This is a genomic window from Bradyrhizobium sp. AZCC 1721 (assembly GCF_036924715.1).
Lineage (GTDB): Bacteria > Pseudomonadota > Alphaproteobacteria > Rhizobiales > Xanthobacteraceae > Bradyrhizobium.
Window position 1 is genome coordinate 38,180 of record NZ_JAZHSB010000001.1, and the last position, 19,362, is coordinate 57,541.

At 62.9% G+C, this 19,362-nt stretch carries 19 protein-coding genes and 1 tRNA gene; 6 read left to right on the top strand and 14 right to left on the bottom strand.

The features are described 5' to 3' along the window. Positions 1-75 precede the first annotated feature (75 nt). Positions 76-1,902 carry a translational GTPase TypA gene (gene typA / locus V1273_RS00170; RefSeq protein WP_334365669.1) on the top strand — a complete coding sequence of 609 codons (1,827 nt, stop codon included), beginning with the start codon at positions 76-78 and terminating at the stop codon, positions 1,900-1,902. Between the two features lies 1 nt (position 1,903). Here typA and V1273_RS00175 read toward each other — a convergent pair whose 3' ends face one another. After that, a complete protein-coding gene (locus V1273_RS00175; RefSeq protein ID WP_334365670.1) occupies positions 1,904-3,757 on the bottom strand; it encodes a hypothetical protein in 1,854 nt (617 codons plus the stop codon). Between the two features lie 163 nt (positions 3,758-3,920). Here V1273_RS00175 and V1273_RS00180 point away from each other — a divergent pair, with 163 nt between their 5' ends. Further along, positions 3,921-5,171 carry a flavin monoamine oxidase family protein gene (locus V1273_RS00180; protein ID WP_334408337.1) on the top strand — a complete coding sequence of 417 codons (1,251 nt, stop codon included), beginning with the start codon at positions 3,921-3,923 and terminating at the stop codon, positions 5,169-5,171. Between the two features lie 149 nt (positions 5,172-5,320). On the opposite strand, the gene V1273_RS00185 is transcribed toward V1273_RS00180, so the two are convergent. The 4 genes from V1273_RS00185 to V1273_RS00200 are packed head-to-tail and all read right to left on the bottom strand — an operon-like array spanning position 5,321 to position 8,427. Then, positions 5,321-5,728 carry a thiol-disulfide oxidoreductase DCC family protein gene (locus V1273_RS00185; protein WP_334365672.1) on the bottom strand — a complete coding sequence of 136 codons (408 nt, stop codon included), beginning with the start codon at positions 5,726-5,728 and terminating at the stop codon, positions 5,321-5,323. 10 nt (positions 5,729-5,738) lie between these two features. Further along, positions 5,739-7,058, bottom strand: coding sequence for an SDR family oxidoreductase (locus tag V1273_RS00190; RefSeq protein WP_334408338.1), 1,320 nt, complete (start codon positions 7,056-7,058; stop codon positions 5,739-5,741). Positions 7,059-7,063: 5 nt separating this feature from the next. Then, complete coding sequence (locus V1273_RS00195; RefSeq protein WP_334379735.1) at positions 7,064-7,531, bottom strand: DUF2269 family protein; 468 nt, start codon at positions 7,529-7,531, stop codon at positions 7,064-7,066. Beyond that, positions 7,528-8,427 (bottom strand): alpha/beta hydrolase family protein, encoded by a 900-nt coding sequence (locus tag V1273_RS00200; protein WP_334408339.1) that lies wholly within the window; start codon positions 8,425-8,427, stop codon positions 7,528-7,530. Before V1273_RS00200 ends, V1273_RS00195 begins: the two co-directional genes overlap by 4 nt. A gap of 290 nt (positions 8,428-8,717) precedes the next feature. On the opposite strand from V1273_RS00200, the gene V1273_RS00205 reads away from it, so the two are divergent. Both V1273_RS00205 and ppa read left to right on the top strand, forming a co-directional pair. After that, positions 8,718-9,227 carry a GNAT family N-acetyltransferase gene (locus tag V1273_RS00205; protein ID WP_057842744.1) on the top strand — a complete coding sequence of 170 codons (510 nt, stop codon included), beginning with the start codon at positions 8,718-8,720 and terminating at the stop codon, positions 9,225-9,227. Positions 9,228-9,325: 98 nt separating this feature from the next. Next, positions 9,326-9,856: an inorganic diphosphatase gene (gene ppa, locus V1273_RS00210; protein ID WP_334408340.1), complete on the top strand. Its 531-nt coding sequence runs from the start codon at positions 9,326-9,328 to the stop codon at positions 9,854-9,856. 270 nt (positions 9,857-10,126) lie between these two features. Here ppa and folD read toward each other — a convergent pair whose 3' ends face one another. The 3 genes from folD to V1273_RS00225 all read right to left on the bottom strand — a co-directional run bounded on the left by folD (position 10,127) and on the right by V1273_RS00225 (position 11,732). Further along, positions 10,127-11,011: a bifunctional methylenetetrahydrofolate dehydrogenase/methenyltetrahydrofolate cyclohydrolase FolD gene (folD, locus tag V1273_RS00215; protein WP_334408341.1), complete on the bottom strand. Its 885-nt coding sequence runs from the start codon at positions 11,009-11,011 to the stop codon at positions 10,127-10,129. A gap of 85 nt (positions 11,012-11,096) precedes the next feature. After that, on the bottom strand, positions 11,097-11,414 hold the full coding sequence (locus V1273_RS00220) for a DUF167 domain-containing protein (protein WP_028348404.1): 318 nt from the start codon (positions 11,412-11,414) through the stop codon (positions 11,097-11,099). Between the two features lie 27 nt (positions 11,415-11,441). Then, positions 11,442-11,732: a YggT family protein gene (locus tag V1273_RS00225; RefSeq protein ID WP_334408342.1), complete on the bottom strand. Its 291-nt coding sequence runs from the start codon at positions 11,730-11,732 to the stop codon at positions 11,442-11,444. 184 nt (positions 11,733-11,916) lie between these two features. On the opposite strand from V1273_RS00225, the gene V1273_RS00230 reads away from it, so the two are divergent. Continuing rightward, positions 11,917-11,992, top strand: a tRNA-Ala gene (locus V1273_RS00230). Between the two features lie 130 nt (positions 11,993-12,122). On the opposite strand, the gene V1273_RS00235 is transcribed toward V1273_RS00230, so the two are convergent. The 4 genes from V1273_RS00235 to V1273_RS00250 form a co-directional block, all read right to left on the bottom strand. Then, entirely contained in the window at positions 12,123-12,935 is an 813-nt protein-coding gene (locus V1273_RS00235) for an enoyl-CoA hydratase (RefSeq protein ID WP_334408343.1), read from the bottom strand. Between the two features lie 113 nt (positions 12,936-13,048). Next, positions 13,049-13,849: a glutamine amidotransferase gene (locus V1273_RS00240; RefSeq protein WP_334408344.1), complete on the bottom strand. Its 801-nt coding sequence runs from the start codon at positions 13,847-13,849 to the stop codon at positions 13,049-13,051. Between the two features lie 166 nt (positions 13,850-14,015). Continuing rightward, the gene (locus tag V1273_RS00245; RefSeq protein ID WP_334379731.1) at positions 14,016-14,795 is read right to left on the bottom strand and encodes an SDR family NAD(P)-dependent oxidoreductase; all 780 of its coding nucleotides are present in this window, start codon (positions 14,793-14,795) and stop codon (positions 14,016-14,018) included. Between the two features lie 230 nt (positions 14,796-15,025). Next, complete coding sequence (locus tag V1273_RS00250; protein ID WP_334379730.1) at positions 15,026-15,529, bottom strand: tellurite resistance TerB family protein; 504 nt, start codon at positions 15,527-15,529, stop codon at positions 15,026-15,028. Positions 15,530-15,901: 372 nt separating this feature from the next. Between V1273_RS00250 and V1273_RS00255 the strand changes: the two genes are divergently transcribed. Further along, the gene (locus V1273_RS00255) at positions 15,902-16,378 is read left to right on the top strand and encodes a hypothetical protein (RefSeq protein ID WP_334408345.1); all 477 of its coding nucleotides are present in this window, start codon (positions 15,902-15,904) and stop codon (positions 16,376-16,378) included. Positions 16,379-16,384: 6 nt separating this feature from the next. Here V1273_RS00255 and V1273_RS00260 read toward each other — a convergent pair whose 3' ends face one another. Then, positions 16,385-17,794, bottom strand: coding sequence for an adenylate/guanylate cyclase domain-containing protein (locus V1273_RS00260; protein WP_334379728.1), 1,410 nt, complete (start codon positions 17,792-17,794; stop codon positions 16,385-16,387). A 103-nt stretch (positions 17,795-17,897) separates the two neighbouring features. Next, positions 17,898-19,283, bottom strand: a complete 1,386-nt coding sequence (locus tag V1273_RS00265; protein WP_334408346.1) for a cytochrome P450 — start codon at positions 19,281-19,283, stop codon at positions 17,898-17,900. Positions 19,284-19,362 lie beyond the last annotated feature (79 nt).

Genomic DNA, 19,362 nt, shown 5'->3' on the forward strand with positions numbered 1-19,362 from the left:
GAGCGCGATCCGGAAAAGTGGGTCCCGGTTTTCCGGTGAGATCGCGCCTCCACATGCACGACCAGAAGAAGAGCCATGAACCTTCGTAACGTCGCCATCATCGCCCACGTCGACCACGGCAAGACCACCCTCGTCGACCGTCTGCTGCAGCAATCCGGCACCTATCGCGAGAACCAGAAGGTCACCGAGCGCGCGATGGACTCCAACGATCTGGAGCGCGAGCGCGGCATCACCATTTTGGCCAAGGCCGCCTCGGTGCAGTGGAAGGACACCCGCATCAACATCGTCGACACCCCCGGCCACGCCGATTTCGGCGGCGAAGTCGAGCGCATCCTGAACATGGTGGACGGCGCGCTGGTGCTGGTCGACGCCGCCGAAGGCCCGCTGCCGCAGACCAAGTTCGTGGTCTCCAAGGCGCTCAAGGTCGGGCTGAAGCCGATCGTCGTGATCAACAAGGTCGACCGTCCCGATGCGCGTCCGACCGAAGTCATCAACGAGGTATTCGACCTGTTCGCGGCGCTCGACGCCAGCGAGGAGCAGCTCGATTTCCCGATACTTTACGGGTCGGCCAAGCAGGGCTGGATGGCCGACAGCCCGGACGGCTCGCAGGATGCCGGCATGCAGCCGTTGTTCGACCTGATCGTGCGCCACGTCGCGCCGCCGAGCGTCGAGCAGGGCCCGTTCCGGATGATCGGCACCATTCTGGAAGCCAATCCCTATCTCGGCCGCATCATCACCGGTCGCATCACCTCAGGCGCGATCAAGCCGAACCAGCAGGTGAAGGTGCTGGGCGCTGACGGCAAGACAATCGAACAAGGGCGTATCACAAAGATCCTCGCCTTCCGCGGCATCGAGCGCACTCCGCTGGATGAAGCCGAAGCCGGCGACATCGTCGCGATTGCGGGCCTGACCAAAGGCACCGTCGCCGACACCTTCTGCGATCCTTCCGTCGAGATGCCGCTGGTGGCGCAGCCGATCGATCCGCCGACGGTGTCGATGTCATTCATCGTCAATAACTCGCCGCTCGCCGGCACTGAAGGCGACAAGGTGACCTCTCGCATGATCCGCGACCGCCTGCTGCGCGAGGCCGAAGGCAACGTCGCGCTGCGCGTGGTCGAGGCCGCCGACAAGGATTCCATGGAAGTATCGGGCCGCGGCGAATTGCAGCTCGCGATCCTGATCGAGACCATGCGCCGCGAAGGCTTTGAACTCTCGGTGTCGCGTCCGCGCGTCGTGCTGCAGAAGGACGAAGCCACCGGCCAGTGGCAGGAGCCGATCGAAGAAGTCGTGATCGACGTCGACGAGGAGCATTCCGGCGTCGTCGTGCAGAAGATGAGCGAGCGCAAGGCCGAGATGATCGAGATGCGCCCCTCCGGCGGCAACCGCCTGCGGCTGGTGTTCTACGCGCCGACCCGCGGCCTGATCGGCTACCAGGGCGAACTGCTCACCGATACCCGCGGCACCGCGATCATGAACCGCCTGTTCCACGGCTACGCGCCCTACAAGGGCGACATCCAGGGCCGCCGCAACGGCGTGCTGATCTCCAACGACCAGGGCGAAGCAGTGGCCTACGCGATGTTCAAGCTGGAAGACCGCGGCCCGATGATGATCGAGCCCGGCTGGAAGGTCTACAAGGGCATGATCGTCGGCGAGCACACCCGCGACAACGATCTCGAGATCAACGTGCTCAAGGGCAAGCAGCTCACCAACATCCGCACCACGTCAAAGGACGAGGCGGTGCGTCTGACGCCGCCGATCAAGATGACCCTGGAAAAGGCGCTGGCCTATATCGAGGACGACGAGCTGGTCGAAGTGACGCCGAAGTCGATCCGCCTGCGCAAGAAGTTCCTCGACGCCAACGACCGCAAGCGCGCGGAAAAGGCCAAGGAAGCGGTGGCGTAAACTATCCTGCTGCGTTGGATGCCAGGGCGCTGTCGACCACGGCGACGGCCTTGCCAATATCCGCAAGGTCGATGGCCTCCTGAAGCGCGATGACATGCGGGGCCTGAAACGTTTCAGGCTCGCGGCAAACGTCCCAATAAGCGGTATGGGTGAAGAAGTCCGCGGCGCCATCCCCACGCGTCGCGACCGGGTAGTCGACGATGTGCGACCCGAAGATCGGCGCGAGCTTGCCACCGATCGCGTCGCCCCAGAAGATCTGCACCATCGGAAAGAAGATGTTGGTCCATCGGGTCAGGCCGAACAGCGCGCCATGATGGACCTGTTTCTGCCCTGTCTTCGGATTGCGAAAAGTAAGCAGGCCGTCATTGTCGAGACGTTTCGGCGGGCAAGTCGGGAATTCGCGCTCGGCAACGCGACGGCAGAAATCGGATTCGAGAAGACGGCGGGTATTGCCGATGCACATCAGGAAGGTCGCATGGCTCAGCGCGCTTCCTAGTGTTACGAAATCGGTTACAAGCCATGTCTTTGTCTTTTTATCTTCACCGGCCTTTTCCGCTGCCGCCGCGATGCTCGCGACGGCACGTCGCGCTTTCTCCCGCAGGGCCTTCTTGTCGGCAGCGGATGCCGTGCCGCTTGGCTGCCAGGAGGCAGTGTCGATCTCGTCAAAATCGGTTCCGAAGGTCGTGACCGGAGGCAGATCTCGGCAAATCCGGCTGAAATAGGCGCGCAGCATGTCATATGCGACGACGGTTCCGAGGCTGTGGGCCACGACGATGATGCGGTCGTAATAGCCACTCTGGTGCAGGTTATGAAGCGCGTTCACCGCCTCTACTCGGATCGCGCGGCGCACTGCGACATTGGCCGGCGAGGCACGGAAATAGCGCGCCGCGTCGCCGAGATATGGCTGGAGGAACGCAGCGTTGACGATGAGATAGATGCCCAGGATGGCAAAGGCCACCGGCGCGCTCCAGGGTGAGTTCAAGCCCCAGGGCCATGCCGTAACCAAAGTCTCCATGAAGGGCGTGTCCGAATGCCAGAGTCGGTCGACGCCGACGAACATGCCGGCCACGATCAGCGATATTAGAAGCGCACGCCAGAACGCCCGCAAGCCGGGTTCTCCGGTTAGGAGGTAGGTGGCGATCAAGCCGATCAGCGTTGGGAGTGCTACGATGGTGGCGAGCTCGGCCGCATCCGGTAATTTCTCCGTCGGCTCCCAAAGCGGATTGAACTCAACGCCAAAGTAGACCGCGCTGACAATCACGCCGATCACGCAAAACGCGGCAAGCTTTCTGATGAGACGGAAAGCCCGCCATTTCAGCGCGATAAAGAAACCGAATACCAGCGAGCTGAAGATCAGCAGGAACGGAGCGACCAGCAGATTCTGGACGACAGAGACTTGCGCAAAAATGACCGCGCCCTTTAGCGCCAGCAGGGCGAGAGAAAGATTCATGAAAGACAGGAAGATGGACGCGACCCACCAGAGCCCGTTGATCCCCTCCTTCATGATCGGGCCCTTTCGGCAAAGCTCGTACAGCCAGAGCAAAACTGCGACCGGCTTGGTTTCGCTCATCAGGTGGGCCCAATAAAGTTCGTGGAAATCGACCGCGCGCTTGTCCCTTGATTCGGGCACCTCGTTGGTTGTCATTACCGTCAGGTCGATATCCGCGCCGTCCCGTTGGGGATGGCTCCACAACCTTCGGCCCGCGTCATAGGGATTTTCACTGTTCAACCAGACGCCCTTGACGACGCCACGTACGGTTTCCAGCGCCCGCTGGCTCCCAATGCCATGGACGACGAGCACCGCCGTTCGCTTGTGAACCTTGTCGAATTCGGCATCGGTCATGGTCATGGTCATGGGGAAAATTCCTGCCTAAAAAGTAAAAAGGGAATGGTTCATTCAACACAACTTCAGGCAGAGTGACAAGTAGCTTTGCGCTGGCCACGCAAATCGGCAACTGGCTTCAAGGCGGCGTTACGGCCTATTCAGCCCTCTGCGCGAACGTGCTAGAGCCTTGCGCATGACGTCTCTCCCCTCCTCAGTCGATGTCGCCATCATCGGCGCCGGCGCCGCCGGGCTTGGCGCCGCCAATGCGCTGAAAAATTCCGGCCTCTCCGTCATCGTGCTGGAAGCGCGTGAGCGCGTCGGCGGCCGCGCGCATACCATCATGGCCTCGCCTGACGTCACCTTCGACGTCGGCTGCGGCTGGCTGCATTCGGCGGATGAGAACTCTTTTGTCAAAATCGCCGAACAGCTCGGTTTCGCGATCAACAGGTCACTGCCGCCATGGCGCGAGCGCGCTCACGGCAAGGCATTTCCGCAAGCCGAGCGCGACGACTTTATGCACGCGCTCAATGCGTTCTACGACCGCGCCGAAGCTGCGGCGGCCGAAGCCGAGAAGAGTGGCCGCGACTGCGCCGCAAGCCTTTATCTGGAGCCTGGCAATCGCTGGAACCCGATGATCGATGCGATCTCGACTTACGTCAACGGCTGCGAGCTCGACCAGGTCTCGATCCTCGACATGGACGCCTATGAAGATACCGACATCAACTGGCGCATCCGCCGCGGCTATGGCGCGCTGATAGCGGCCTATGGCGCCACGTGCCCGCTTGCGCTCAACTGCGCGGTGACACTGATCGATCATTCCACCAAGCGCGTCCGCATCGAGACGTCGCGCGGCACGCTGACGGCCGACAAGGTGGTCATCACGGTACCGACCAGCCTGATCGCCGACGAAGGAATCCGCTTTCACCCGCCGTTGCCGCGAAAGGTCGATGCCGCGCGCGGCCTGCCGCTTGGCCTCGCCGACAAGGTGACGCTGGCAGTGGATGAGCCCGAGGCGCTGCCCGTAGAGGGCAATCTGCGCGCCGCCACCATGCGCACCGAAATGGGCACCTATCACATCCGACCGTTCGGCCAGCCCTGCATCGAAGGCTTTTTCGGCGGCCGCTTTGCGCAATCGCTCGAAGATGCCGGCCCGGGCGCGCTGGCCGCAGCAAGCATCGACGAGATCGTCTCTATCCTCGGCAACGATTTTCGCCGCAAGCTGAAGCCGCTCGCGGAATCACGCTGGGCGCACGATCCTTTCGCCCGCGGCTCCTATTCACACGCGCTGCCGGGACATGCGGGAGATCGCGAGGTCCTCGCCGCGCCCGTCGATGGTCGGCTGTTCTTTGCAGGCGAAGCAACCTCGCCCGAGTTCTTCTCGACCGCGCATGGGGCAAGGGACAGCGGTGAGCGGGCGGCGGACGAAGTTTTGACCAAGCGCTGAGCCTGACATCCGTCATTGCGAGCCACCCGGTCGGCGCGAAGCGCCGCCGGATGACAGGCTCCGCGAAGCAAGCAATTTCGCGGCTTGCCGAGACATGGATTGCTTCGTCGCTTTGCTCCTCGCAATGACGGTTGAGGCGACGTTCTTTCCTACTCCATCACCCTCGCCCGAATCTCCGCGTCCGGCACGAAGCACTCGTCATACTTCCCGAAAATCCGATACCGGTTGCGCGCGACGAGATTATAGACGGCATCGCGCAGCGGCTTCGGTACGGCAAACAGCGCGCGCATCCATCGCCAGCCCGGCAGCATGCCGAGTACGGTCAAAGCGGCGTCCGATTTGAGATACGCGACGCCTCCATGCACCACCGCGTTGGTATCGGGATCATGAGGGTCGATACCAAACGCCTGTGCCAGCCGTGTGCCATAGGGCGACTGGATCGCGGTGAAACGAAACCTCCGCTCGACGTCGCGTTTCGCAACGAAGCGGACCCAGCGCGAGCAGAAGACGCAGACGCCGTCATAGAGGATCACGTCATCGTCGGGCCATCGGGTCACGGATTTGGGCTCATCGGTTATCCAGCGTCACCAGCGCCACCAGCATCAGCACGACCGCGGGTCCCGTCTTCACCAGCGCGCCGAGCGGCTCGATCCAGAGGTCCAGCGTCAGGATTGCGGCGCCGGCCATATAGCCGAGCGAGGCAATGATACCCGCCACCAGGCCAAATGCCGAGGTGCGGCGGAACGCGATCAGCACGCCGATGGTCATATCCATCAGGCTGGTACCCACCGTGATGGGCGCGACGAGCGCCGGCGGAAAGCCGTGGCTGCGCAGGATTCCGGCCGCCGCGTCATAGGAAATCACCAGCGCAATGAAGCCGGAGACGACCCAGAACAGCACAAGGCTTGCGATCATCAGCGCCTTGATCGGAAACAGCCGGGCGAACCATTTGTCCTGGATGGTCGCTACGCGTTTTCCCGCCATTTGCCCGATCGTCTTCGGTATGATGCCGGTGGCGGCCATCCAGCCTGCGGGGCTGCCGCTGACGCCGCGCCGCAGCTCCGCAATCGCCGTGGTTCGCATCGGCGGCGTCCAGCCGAGCAAGCTCGTGAGGTCGCCGAGCCTGGCGCCGAGATCGAGCAGGAACGCCGGCATCACAATGCGCCACCATTTGCCGGTGCCGAACACCTCGCGAAATTGATCGATCACGTCGCCGAGCGTGACCGGCTGCTCCTGCATCAGGTCCCACGTCACCGCGTTCGCCTCGCCCGGATCGCGCGCAGCAAGCCAGGCAATGGTCGCCGCAATATCCTCCATGGCGACCGGCTGGAATGGCGTCAACCGTTCGGCGGGCGAAAGATCGATCGGAAGTGCTGCGACCGAGCGCAGCATGGCGCTGCCGCCATAGGCAGCCAATGCCACCACGAAACCCGGCCGCAGGATCGTGTACGGGACGCCGGAATCGGCGATCAGCCGTTCGGCCTCGCGCTTGGTGGTGCTGAAAGCGGTGGCGTCGGTCTCGGCGACACCGGGAATCGAGATATGCACCAGCCGGATCGCGAGGCGGCTTTCGCGGATCGCATGCAACAGCCGCGCGACGAATTCGCGATGCACGGCGGCGGTGTCGCTGCCGGGGCCATCCTGCAGCACGCCGACGCAATTGACGACGAGGCCGATGCCGTGATCGCGCAGCAGTCGCGCAAGTGCTGCCGCATCCATCGACATGAGCGGCAGTTCGAGATCGAGCGCGCCGTTCTTTTGCGAAGCGGATAATTTCCGGGCGACGCCGACCACGCGAAACCCCCTCCCGCGCAGATCGTCGGTCACGAAGCGGCCGATCAGGCCGGAGGCGCCGAGCACGAGGATTTTTCGGATGTCGGCGTTCATGCTGCCTAGAACGGTTTGGCGATCATCAGCCAGAGAATAGCCATGACCGAGCCAAACCCGGGAATCCCAAACAGAAACCAGCGGTGGAAAAGTGCGAAGTAGCGCGACGGCAACTCCCGGTTTTGCTCCGCCGCCTTGCGCGCGAGATCGCGCATTTCAATCTGCATGAAGACGACCGGCACCCAGAACAGCCCCGCCACCGCATAGAGCCCGAGCGAGATCATCAGCCAGCGTTCGCTCCACGCGGTGGAAGACAGCCACATCAGCGCGCCACCGCTCACCGGCTGCAGCAGCACCGCCGTCAGCGTGAACAGCATGTCGGCGACCACGACGGTCTCTGCCGTGCGCGCGATGAACGCCACGTCCCGGCTGCGATGGGCCATCAGCATGAAAAATGCGATGCCGGCGCCGGTGCCGAGAATGACGATCGCGCCGAATACATGCAGATACTTGACGAGGAAATACAGCGTCATCGCTTGACGGCCGGGGTGCGGGACCGCGCCCTCAAGGCACGATCGAGTTCAGGTCCGGCAAGATTTACACCGCCTCCAGTTTCGACCAGCCAGTGGCCTTCACTGCCATGGGCCGGCAGCACGCGAAAATCGGCCTTGCCGCCCGCGGCGCGAAACGCATCGGCCAGTTGACGCGACAACGCGGGCGAAAAGTAGCTGTCATTGGCCGCCACCAGCCAAGTCACCCTCACGCGTGCGGCCTTGCCGAATTCGCCCGCGGCAGCCATCAGCGTGTGCGGCGCGCAGACGCGGCTGGAAGAATCATCGGCATGCCCGCCGCGCCCCGGCGCGAACGCGATGATGGCCACAACGTTCTTCGGATCTTCACCGGCCAGCGCCAGTGCACCCCAGGCACCGGCCGAATGGCCGATCACGACCATGCCCTCGGCACGGATGAAGGGCTGCTTGCGTATGAAGCCGGTGGCAGCGGCGATCGCATCCGCCACAACGCGGCCAGACTTGGCGTAATCAGCCTCGTCGCAACCGCCCTGATCCTCCAGGTATGTTCCGCCCGTCGCGCCGTGGCCCGGGCGTTCAGGAACCAGCACGGCAAAACCGCGGGCCACGAGCCATCCGGCGAGCGCGCGGTATTCGAGCGGCGGCATCTGCGCCCGCCGCAGCACGTTCTGGGTCGAGGCGTGCGCAATCACGGCAAGCGGAAACGGCCCCTTGCCCGGCGGCCTGAACAGCACCGCATGCGCGGCAGTGACAGGATCGGAAGCAGGCACCATCCATTGTTGCGACCGGTGCGGCTCGCCTTCGGGGCCCTGCGCGCCAAGGCTGGGCTGCGCGATGGCGGCCTTCACACCGAGCGCGGCAACGAGGACCAGCGCAGGAAGCATGTTTAGGGGACGCATGAAATGGCCTGGTGCAGCCGAGGGAAGGGCGTATTGCGAGGTCACCAACAGAATACCGCCGGCGAATCAAATCCTGCGCATTTTTCCGTGAACAGAATTCGCCGAGCCGTTTGGTTGGATGATTTTAACAACGATTCCGCCGCCACTGCCTCGGCGAAACACCTGATGAGACAGCCACCTTGTCCTCTTTCGGTACAGAACGACACGAAACTGATGCAGAAAATCCACAGGTTAACCGATAATTAACGATGGACCTTGAAGCCGGCCCGCCGACTTGCTTTGATCAGGATATGAGCACAACCCTGATAGAGGTTCGACCGGCCAAGGCTGCGGATGCAGCCGCGGTGGCGTCTACCCATGATGAAGCCTGGCGCTCGGCCTATCAGGGCATCATTCCCGGCGCCGAGCTCGAAAAACTCATTAACCGTCGCGGCCCGCAATGGTGGGATAGCGCAATCCGCAAAGGCAGCCGCGTCAGCGTGCTGGTGTTCGGCGACAAAGTTGCGGGCTACGCCAATTACGGCCGCAACCGTGCGCGCAGCCTGCATTTCGAAGGCGAGATCTACGAGCTTTACCTGCGGCCGGAATTCCAGGGTCTCGGCTTCGGCCGCCGCCTGTTCACCGCCGCCCGGCGCGATCTGATGCAGAGCGGGCTGAAGAGCATGGTGATCTGGGCGCTGTCGGACAACGATCCGGCGACGGAATTCTACCGCGCGCTCGGCGGTCGCATGGTGGCCCGCTCCTCGGAGAAGTTCGGCGCCAAATCGCTCGATAAAGTCGCTTTCGCCTGGACCAACTGAAGCTATTTCAGGCTTTTCCCTGCTCGGCCGCGGGTCTAAAGGGACCCTGACGCGCGCCTGATTCCCGGCGTGCCCCTTAACGCCAAGCGGAGCCCCTTATGCGCATTGACGCCATCCCGATCGGAGTAAATCCGCCACACGACGTCAACGTCATCATCGAGGTGCCCGTTGGCGGCGAGCCGATCAAATATGAGATGGACAAGGAAGCCGGCACGCTGGTGGTCGATCGCTTCCTCTATACGGCGATGCGCTATCCCGGCAATTACGGTTTCATCCCGCACACGCTGTCCGGCGACGGCGACCCCTGCGACGTGCTGATTGCCAATACGCGCGCCATCGTGCCGGGCGCCGTGATGAGTGTGCGGCCGGTCGGCGTCTTGCTGATGGAAGACGAGGCCGGCGGCGACGAGAAGATCATCGCCGTGCCATCCTCAAAGCTGACCCAGCGCTATGACAAGGTCCGGAACTACAACGACCTGCCCGACATCACGCTGCAGCAGATCCAGCACTTCTTCGAGCACTACAAGGATCTCGAAAAGGGCAAGTGGGTGAAGGTGCTGCGCTGGTGCGGCGCCGAGGACGCCCACCGCCTGATCCTGGAAGGCATCGACCGCGCCAAGAAGAAGTAGCTCCGCCCTTCGTGTCCCGGACGCGGTGCAGCCTAGGCGATGCGAAGCATCGTCCGGTAACGCTGCGCCGCAGAGCCGGGACCCATTGCGCCTATGCGCCGCCTCATCGGGAACGCGGCGCGGCCATTTCCGCCGTCATTGCGAGCCACCCGGTCGGCGCGAAGCGCCGCCGGATGACAGGCTCCGCGAAGCAATCCATAGCTCCGCAAGCGGAGGAATGGATTGCTTCGTCGCTTGCGCTCCTCGCAATGACGAGGAGAGAGCGTCGCGTCACACCGCCGGCTTCGGCAGCCCGTGAATCGCACAGGCCGCACGTAGCGTATTCACCAACAGGCACGCCACCGTCATCTGGCCGACGCCGCCCGGCACGGGCGTAATCGCACCGGCGACCTCGGCAACTTCCTTGAAGGCGACATCGCCAACCAGCCGCATCTTGCCGTCAGCTAAAGGCAGGCGGTTGATGCCGACGTCGATCACGGTGGCGCCCGGCTTGATCCAGCCGGCGCGCACCATCTCGGGCTTGCCGACCGCGGCATAGACCAGATCGGCGCGGGCGCAGAGTTGCGGCAGATCCTTTGAGCGCGAATGCGCGATCGTGACGGTCGCATTTTCATTCAGCAGCAATTGCAGCAGCGGGCGGCCAACCAAGTTGGAGCGGCCGATGACGATCGCGTTCATGCCTTCCAGCGAGGCATGCACGCTCTTGGTCAGGATGATGCAACCGAGCGGCGTACACGGCGACAACGCGGCAAAGCCGCCAGCCAGCCGGCCGGCATTGTTGGGATGCAACCCGTCGACATCCTTGGAGGGGTCGATCGCGTTGATGATGGTTTCGGTGTGAAGCGATTTCGGCAGCGGCAATTGCACGAGAATACCGTGCACGGCGGGATCATGGTTGAGCTTTGCGATCAGCGCCAGGAGATCGGCTTGCGCGACGTCGGCGGGCAGCTTGTGCTCGAACGAGGCCATGCCGGCGGCCTGGGTCTGGGTGTGCTTGCTGCGGACATAGACCTCGCTGGCGGGGTCGTTGCCGACCAGCACCACCGCAAGGCCCGGTGTGACCTGATGCTCGCATTTGACCCGCGCGACCTCTTCCGCGACACGGGCGCGAAGCTCCGCCGCAATGACCTTTCCGTCGACAATGCGTGCCGTCATCTCAATCCTTTGTCTTCGTCTTGACGCATGATCTTTTCGAAAAACCGGTTCTCACCTTGCGCTTCCGCGGCCCTCCGGGTCCGGATCATGCTTTGGCGGCGGCTACCTTTCGCAGCGTTTCGCCGAGAATTTTGGGATCGCCATCAACGGCGACCTGCTTGATGCGCGAGGTCATACCCGACAGGATCTTCACCCTCGCCTTCGGGACGCCGAGCACCTTGGCCAGCAGTTCCGTGACCGCACGGTTGGCCTCGCCGCCGTCGGCGATGGCGCGGACGCGAACCTTCACCACCGAGCGGCCGTTGGCGAGCGTTTCAATGCCATCGATATCGTCGCGGCCGCCGCGCGGCGTCACCCGCAGCGCGACACTGATGCCGTCGGTGGAGTAGCGCCAGGGATCCATCAGGCATTCAGCTATCAGTGCTCACGGTCAGATGACGTTGGGATAGATGTAGTAGAGGATTACCCGCTGGACGAGCATGATGATCAGGATCAGGATGATCGGCGAGATGTCGAGCCCACCCAGGTTGGGCATGAACCGGCGGATCGGTGTCAGCGCCGGCTCGGTAATTCGGTACAGGAATTCAGCCACTGCCGCGACGAACCCGTTGCGCGTGTTCACGACATTGAAGGCGATCAGCCAGGACAGGATGGCCGCGGCGATCAAAAGCCAGACGTATAGGTCAAGGACAATGATGACGATGTCGAGGATAGCGCGCATGGGAGGGGGAGCTCGCGAGGAGGGACAAACAGCTAGATATCGGTTCATCCTCTCGCAAACAAGGGAAGTTCCCGGCAAAATCACGCCAAAATCGGTACTTTCACCGTTCTTGACTTGGCCTTGGGCCGGACTGTAAATGGCGCCGATTGTCGGCTGCTTCGGACGATGTCGAGGCGGTCGCGACGGGGCCATAGCTCAGCTGGGAGAGCGCGTCGTTCGCAATGACGAGGTCGGCGGTTCGATCCCGCCTGGCTCCACCAGCCTTCGCTCGCTTCGCGAGCTTCGGCTGGGCAAGCCACACCGTGCCCTATCGTAGCGAAGCAAGCGAAGGCTGCCACGCCATAGCCCGCAGGGCGAAGGCGGGCCGACAGACCCGACCCCGATCCCCCTTCACTTCCCCGTAAACCGCGGCGGCCGCTTCTCCACAAAACTCGCTACCCCCTCCCGGAAATCGCTCCCCTTCAGCGCGATCTGCATTTCGCGGTTGGCATCGATGGTGGCTTCGGCGAGTGTCTGGAACGGCACGTCATAGAGCTGGCGCTTGATTACCGAAATCGCGCTGGGCGAGACGAAATCGGCGAGATCGCGCGCATAGGCATATGTCTGCTCGCGCAACTGGTCCGGAGGATAGATCCGGTTGACCAGCCCGATGCGCAACGCTTCCTCGCTTGAGACCCGTCGCGCCGACATCAGCAAATCCAGCGCATTGGCGTGGCCGACGATGCGCGGCAGCATCCAGCTAATGCCGTGCTCGGCGATCAGCCCGCGGCGCGCAAACGAGGTGGTGAAGACGGTATTGTCGGCCGCAAAGCGCAGATCGCAATAGAGCGCGTGGACCAGGCCGATGCCGGCGGTAGCGCCGTTGAGCATGCCGATCACGGGCTTTGGGATGGCAGGATAATAGGCGTAGCGCGTCTGCCAGTCCGCCCGGCGGTTCATGTCGAAGGGCGGAATGTTCTCGCCGCGCCTGATCTCGCTGGGGTCGATGGCCTGCAACGCCTCCATGTCGGCACCTGCGCAGAAGGCGCGGCCGGCGCCGGTGAGCACGATGACGCGGACATCGTCGTCGGCGCTGGCGGCCTCCATTGCATGGCGCACGTCGCGCTCCATGGTCGCGGTCCATGCGTTCATGCGGTCGGGGCGGTTGAGCGTGATGGTCGCGATCTTGTCGCTCACCTCGTAGAGAATATGCTGATAGGTCACCGCGGGTCTCCCTGTCATTCTTGTCATTGCCGTGCGGGCTCAGGAGCGCGATCCTATCACATCAGCAGTTTTTGAAAGACGTGCGGTGGCGCGGATGAAATTCCGCGTGGCGGCTATTCGGCCGCTTCCAGCAGAGCCGCGTGCGGCGCGCGCACGATCCAGCCTGCAATGAAATTCTTGAGCCACGCCCGCTCGACGACGTCGTGCACGGCGCGGCCTTCGAAGTGAAGGTGACGCGGCTGCGCGCCCGGCGAATCCATCCGCACGCATCCGCGCGTGGTCCAGCGATGCATCATGGCGTAGGTGACGTCGGGATGAAACTGGAAGCCGAACGCGTGGCCGTGCCGAAACGCCTGCACCGGAAAGTCATCGCCTTCGGCAAGCAGTTCGGCGCCATCAGGCAGTTGAAACCCTTCGCCGTGCCAGTGGTAGACGAGCTCCGGCCAGTCCGAACAGAGCGCGTGACCGGCAGCGGTTGGGCGGATCGGATAGTAACCGACCTCGACCCTGCCTTCATGATGCGGCGCGACCGGCGCGCCCAATTGTTTGGCAAGCATCTGGGCCCCCAGGCAGATGCCGAGAAACGGCCGCCGCTCGCGCAAGGGAATTTCGATCCAGTCAATCTCGCGGCGGACATATTCGTCGGAGTCGTTGGCGCTCATCGGGCCGCCGAAGATGACCGCCCCGGCATGCTGGGCCAGTGTTTCAGGCAACGGGTCGCCGAACCGCGGACGCCTGATATCGAGGGGATAGCCGAGCGCGCGCAGCGCGTTGCCGACCCGGCCGGGCGTCGAGCTTTCCTGGTGGAGAACGATCAGAACCGGTGACAGGGATGCGGCGTCAGGCGCGGCCAGCGCCCCCCTGCCCGGAAAGGACACGATGTTGTCGCCATTTTTGCTCGACCGGAACGACATCGACGTTGCTCAGGTGCCTCGAATCGAAACCATACCTAAGTGAGTGTTAATTTCGGGTGAGTTCACGCACACATACAAAAATGTAAGCAAAACGCGGGCCAGATGCGGTCAGCGCACTGGCCCGCGGTGCGAACGGGCAAGAACACCGGAAAAACCCGGGGTTTCTTCAGCGCTGGCGGAGCTGGAAGCGGCCGATCGCTCCGAGGACAAAGGAGCGCGGAACCAGCCGGAGCAGGAACGGCACAATCTTGATGCCGAGGCCCGGCAACACTGCCCGTTTGTTCGCCATCAATCCGCTGTAGGCCTGCTGCGCGACATCGGCCGACGACATATTGAGGATCGACGAATCATAGCCGGGTCTAAATCCGGCGCGCGCCTGAAATTCCGAAGGCACGGGTCCCGGACACAACACCGTCACGCGCACGCCATGTGGCGCCAGTTCTGCGCGCATCGCTTCGGTGAACGACAGCACATAGGCCTTGGACGCGTAATAGACCGCCATTCCCGGCCCCGGCAGAAAGCCCGCGATCGAGCCGACGTTGAGAAGGCCGCCGCGATTTCGAATCAGGTGATCGGAAAACCGCAGTGACAGGTCGGTCAGCGCGCGGATATTGACAGCGATTATCTCAAGCTGGTTGGAGCGATCACGCTGGATTGCTCTGCCAAACACGCCAAATCCGGCGTTGTTGACGAGGTATTCAACCTCCATGCCGGAGGCGGTCAAGGCCTCGGCAATCCTGTCGCCGCAGTCGGGTTGCGCTAGGTCGCAGGGAATGACGATCGGCGCCGCGCCGCCGGCCGCCTTGATTTCCGCCGCCAACGCTTCCAGGCGATCCGCGCGCCGCGCCACCAGCGCCACGCGATGACCCTTCGATGCAAAAACGCGCGCCAGCTCGGTGCCTATGCCCGCCGATGCACCAGTAATCAGCGTCACACGCTCGGTCACGGTTGAATGCTCTTAAAAATCAAATCAGGGTTATGCCGCCAGCACGGGAACGAGAGCATAGGCGCGCGGTGTGGCGCAAGCCATCCCCCAAACATGGCGCCATGCCGGCCTGTGTGCTCCCACATGCTGAAGTCCCTATGTTTTCAGGCTTATCGCGCACTGTCGCAGCCGGTTGCGGCGCACATCAAAGTTTCGTCATCTGCAATGATGCGTGGCTGCGCCGCGCATTGTCACATTGCTGCGTCTTCGGCCTTCGGCGCACCTGCAGACGAGACCGGCTGCCGCTCAGCCACCCGATGCTTGAGATCGATCCGGTCGCGCGAGGAAATGCCGAGCAGGTCAGCCGCGCGCCAGACGACGTTATCCTCGAACTCGCTGACCTGGCCGTCCGCGTATACCAGTTCCCACATCATCTCGATGATGCGAAGCCGGCCCTCTTCGTTCACCGAACGCATGATGACGCTGGTGAAACGATAGAGATCGACCGCATCGCCTTCGGCCCGCGTCGCCGACGCGATCAAATGATCCGCCGTCCCGGGATCGAGCTTGAAGCGGCTTTCGATCAAACTGTGCAATTTGCGCTTCTCGATCACGCTCGGCTCGCCGTCGAGCGAGACGACATGGACCAGTAGTGCAGTTGCCGCGAGAAGATACCCGGTATCGTCGAACGCGAAATCCTGATCCGCGTTGGGGGCGACGATGTCGGCAATGAATTGGCGCAGTCCGTCGAGCATCAATCTACCTGCAAAGTCTTGTAAAGCCTGTCGGTCGAATATGGGTTTAAAATCTGGCCTCCGCAATCAACGCCCGGCTGCGCGGGCAGATTAAATCGGCGTCACCTTTGAAGTGGCCAAAACATCTGCATCGAGAATTTGGTTGTACCTGCAGGCAGTCACAGAGCCGTCGCTTATCGGTGAGTCAAAGCGCGCCGGCTGAGGTTCAAGAGCGCCACCGCCGAGTGCGTCGAAAGACGGGACATGTCCGCCAAGATCTGACCCGCGCGATTTGCCGCAGCTAGCAAGGCGTCATTCAATTGCAAATCATTCGCATTTGCATTAGAAAACGAACTCATTGTTTCAATGAGTGATTTCTTGGGGGGAACGCGCATGACCAACTTCCGCTTTGCGCTCGGCGCCGCCGTTATGCTCGGAGTCGCCTCGGGCGCCGCGCTTGCGGCAGGTGACCTGTCGCGACAGACGCCGATCGAGGTGACGGTCGATCTCGGCTCGCCCGGCAAACACGAATTCGCGCCGAAGCAACTCAAGTTCGAAACCGGCAAGCTCTACAAGCTGATCCTACGCAATTCGAGCAACGATCCGCACTACTTCACCTCGCACGCGTTCTCGCAGATGGTGTTCACGCGCAAGGCGCAGGTGACGCAGCAGCAGAACGGCAAGACCGTTACGCTCGCCGAATTCAAGGGCGCGATTCGCGAGATCGAGGTCTATCCGGGACAATCCGCCGAATGGTGGCTGGTGCCAATCGCCGCCGGCCGTGCCAGCGACCTGCGCTGCGACATCAAGACCAGCGACGGCAAGACCCACGCCGAACTCGGCATGACCGGTGAGATCGTGATCGAGTAGTATCGTTTAAGGTATCTCGTACACCATCACCTTGTCGGCGATGCCGCGCAGTGCCGCTTCCTTCTGGATCGGCCTGATCGCCTGTTTCGCCAGAATGGTGGCAACGCCCGGCGATTCGATCACAGGTCCTGTGATGTGGATCTCCTGCGAGGTCGACAGGTGCTGCACCCTTGAAGCGATGTTGACGGTCTGACCGAAATAGTCCTGTCGCTCGTTCAGCATGACCGCCAGGCACGGACCTTCGTGGATGCCGATCTTGATAATCAGGTCCTCCCGGCCGCGCTCGGCATTCAGCGTCGCCATTGCCGCCCGCATGCGCAGGCCCGCGACGATCGCATGTTCCGGCCTGATGAAGGTCGCCATCACGGCATCGCCGATCGTCTTCACGACCGCGCCCTTCTCCGATGCGATGATTTCGAGCAGCGCGTGGAAATGCGCCCGCACCAGGTCGAAGGCGGCGAGATCGCCGACCCGCTCATAGAGCGCGGTGGAGCCCTTGAGGTCCGTAAACAGGAAGGTCAGCGAGGTGATCTTGAGGCGCTGATCGACGTTGAGGTTATCCGCCTTGAAGACGTCGCGAAAAGTCTGGTTGGACAGCATCCGCTTGGCGGTCAGGATCGGCTTGCGTTTGCCGAGCAGCTCATGGAGCGTGTCGTTGGCGATCCAGACCGCGGGCAGCACCCGGTGGTCCGTCTGGTTTTCCAGCGACAGCCGTAGCGGTCCCGGCCGCATCACCGTCGAGCCCGTAGGCGGGTGCAGCTTGTTGAAGACGATCGAAAACTGTTGCCGCTCGCGGGTCGGTTCGCCCTGGACATCGAAGAAATGCGCCGAATGCGTCACCGGCTCGAACACGATCACGAACTGGTTGGGCAATTGCAGCGACAGCACTGCCTTTTCGCCCGCCGGCAACTCGATGGCTTCGAGCGAGACTTCATCGATGAGCCGCTTGATCGATTCCTCGCTCAGGTCCATCCCCGAGCTCCAGAACATCTGGCGGTTATATTCCCAGATCGGCAGCGTGTTGGGATCGTGTGCCGCAATGCGCCTGACGCGCGGGCTGACCGTGAAGGCGACCTCGACGCGGTCGTCGACCGACGCCTCGTAACCTTGGGCGCATAGCGCGCAATTGTAATCGTCGTGGCGCAGCGATTTCAGGGTGTTGTGCGCGCCGAGCACGCCACCGCAGCCGGGGCACAGCACATTCCAGGTGAGATCGAACAGCCCGAGCCGCGCCGAATGCAGGAAGGCCGAGATGACCTTTTCCTCGTCGAGCCCGTAGCGCGCGGAGAAATCCAACAGGTTGATTCGGTTGAGGTCGCGGTCCTCGCCCTTGGCGATCAGTTGCGAGATGGCGTCGACCACCGCGGGGTCGGCGGTCTGCTTCAAGACTGCGAACTGGGCCTGAGTATCGCTCATGGTGACAACCTAGATGACGCTCCCAAGACGACTGCGCAAGGTGTGCTCCCTTGTCTGACGCATTTTCTTCGCGTGGTCCGGCAATCGGCCGATCAAAAAAAGACTACCGAGGCGTGATGGCAAACATCGGCGAACGGTCGGGCTGCGTCGTCACCACGCCGATCGGCATCACCGGATCCTTGTCGACCAGCGTGACGCGAAACGCGCCGATCATCTTCGCCAGCGCCAGCGTCGCCTCGACCAGCGCGAAATGCGCGCCGATGCAAACGCGGGCGCCGACGCCGAACGGCAGATAGGCGAAGCGGTCGGGCGGCGTTCCCGTCATGAAGCGGGACGGGATAAACGCGCTCGGATCCCGCCACAGCTTTTCGTGCCGATGAAGCAGCCACGGCGCGATCAGGATGACGTCCTTCTTCTTGACCGGCAGACCCGCGATAGTATCCGGCCCGATCGCCGCGCGGGCGATCAGGAACGCCGGTGGATAGAGCCGCATCGTTTCGTCGATCACCGCGCGGGTGAATTTCAGCCGCTCGATATCGGACGCGCCGTTGACGGCCGCGGTCTGTACTTCGCTCGCCACCTGCTCCTGCGTGGCAGGATCGAGCGCCAGGAGATAGAGCGCCCAGAACAGTGCGGTCGCCGTCGTCTCATGGCCGGCGAGAATCATGGTCGCGACCTGATCGCCGAGTTGTTCGTCGGAGAAGGCTTCGCCGGTTTCCGGATCGCGCGCATCGCCCATCAGGTCAAACAGATCGCGCGCCGGCGCGCCCTCCTGCTTGCCGGCAGCGCGGCGCTCGGCCATCAGCATGCCGATGAATGCAGTCCAGCGCTTGCGGAAGCGGCCGCGCGCAATGTCCTGCGGGCTTGGCCAGTTCAGCGGCAACAGCAAATCCAGAAAATGCGGGCGCGCCAGCCGCTCGCCATATTCCATCACGAAATCGCGCAAGGCGGCGCCATGGCGATCCATCCCGAACGAGAACATGGTGCGGCCGGCGATCTCGAGCGCCATCCGCTGCATCGCCTCGCGCAGGTCAACGTGTCCATTGCTGGCGCCTCTCAGCTTGGCGACCGTCTGGTCGGTCGCCGCCAGCATGTGCGGAATGAGCGGCATCACCGCGCGCGGCGTGAATGCCGGCGCCAACGTGCGGCGCTGATGCTTCCACGCGCGCCCTTCCGCGATCAAAAGGCCCTCGCCGAGAATTGGACGCAGCACCCGGATGCCGGCCGGCGTGCGCGTATAATTTTCGTAATTGTCGACCAGCACATGCTTGATCGCATCCGGCGCGTTGAGAATGAACGTGCTGCGTCCGAAGAAGCGGCCCTGGACGATATCTTCCTCATAGGCCCGCTGGCCCCAGCTACCGATCGGGCTTTCGCGGATGGCCTTCATCCGCCCGAACACTGTCATGTCGTCGGGCGCCCGCGGCGGGCTCGGCGGCACCAGCGGTGCGCGCGCGACCGTCGTGTCGTAGGCTTCGGCTATGCTCATCGGCGCCACTCTCGTAGCCCGGACAGTCGCGCGAATGCGCGCCCCGTTGGCTCATGCGGGCTACGGCTCCAACTATGCA

Excerpts from the sequence above, each read along its gene's own strand:
- V1273_RS00195 (WP_334379735.1), bottom strand. The coding sequence starts at position 7,531 with ATGACGCTGTATTTCCTCGTCAAGTATCTGCATGTATTCGGCGCGATC.
- V1273_RS00240 (WP_334408344.1), bottom strand. The coding sequence starts at position 13,849 with ATGTCGTTCCGGTCGAGCAAAAATGGCGACAACATCGTGTCCTTTCCG.
- V1273_RS00265 (WP_334408346.1), bottom strand. The coding sequence starts at position 19,283 with ATGAGCATAGCCGAAGCCTACGACACGACGGTCGCGCGCGCACCGCTG.
- V1273_RS00180 (WP_334408337.1), top strand. The coding sequence starts at position 3,921 with ATGACGTCTCTCCCCTCCTCAGTCGATGTCGCCATCATCGGCGCCGGC.
- V1273_RS00250 (WP_334379730.1), bottom strand. The coding sequence starts at position 15,529 with ATGCTCGACGGACTGCGCCAATTCATTGCCGACATCGTCGCCCCCAAC.
- V1273_RS00225 (WP_334408342.1), bottom strand. The coding sequence starts at position 11,732 with ATGCGCGCTATCCTCGACATCGTCATCATTGTCCTTGACCTATACGTC.
- V1273_RS00220 (WP_028348404.1), bottom strand. The coding sequence starts at position 11,414 with ATGGATCCCTGGCGCTACTCCACCGACGGCATCAGTGTCGCGCTGCGG.
- V1273_RS00205 (WP_057842744.1), top strand. The coding sequence starts at position 8,718 with ATGAGCACAACCCTGATAGAGGTTCGACCGGCCAAGGCTGCGGATGCA.
- ppa (WP_334408340.1), top strand. The coding sequence starts at position 9,326 with ATGCGCATTGACGCCATCCCGATCGGAGTAAATCCGCCACACGACGTC.
- V1273_RS00260 (WP_334379728.1), bottom strand. The coding sequence starts at position 17,794 with ATGAGCGATACTCAGGCCCAGTTCGCAGTCTTGAAGCAGACCGCCGAC.
- V1273_RS00175 (WP_334365670.1), bottom strand. The coding sequence starts at position 3,757 with ATGACCATGACCATGACCGATGCCGAATTCGACAAGGTTCACAAGCGA.
- V1273_RS00255 (WP_334408345.1), top strand. The coding sequence starts at position 15,902 with ATGACCAACTTCCGCTTTGCGCTCGGCGCCGCCGTTATGCTCGGAGTC.
- folD (WP_334408341.1), bottom strand. The coding sequence starts at position 11,011 with ATGACGGCACGCATTGTCGACGGAAAGGTCATTGCGGCGGAGCTTCGC.
- V1273_RS00200 (WP_334408339.1), bottom strand. The coding sequence starts at position 8,427 with ATGCGTCCCCTAAACATGCTTCCTGCGCTGGTCCTCGTTGCCGCGCTC.
- V1273_RS00190 (WP_334408338.1), bottom strand. The coding sequence starts at position 7,058 with ATGAACGCCGACATCCGAAAAATCCTCGTGCTCGGCGCCTCCGGCCTG.
- typA (WP_334365669.1), top strand. The coding sequence starts at position 76 with ATGAACCTTCGTAACGTCGCCATCATCGCCCACGTCGACCACGGCAAG.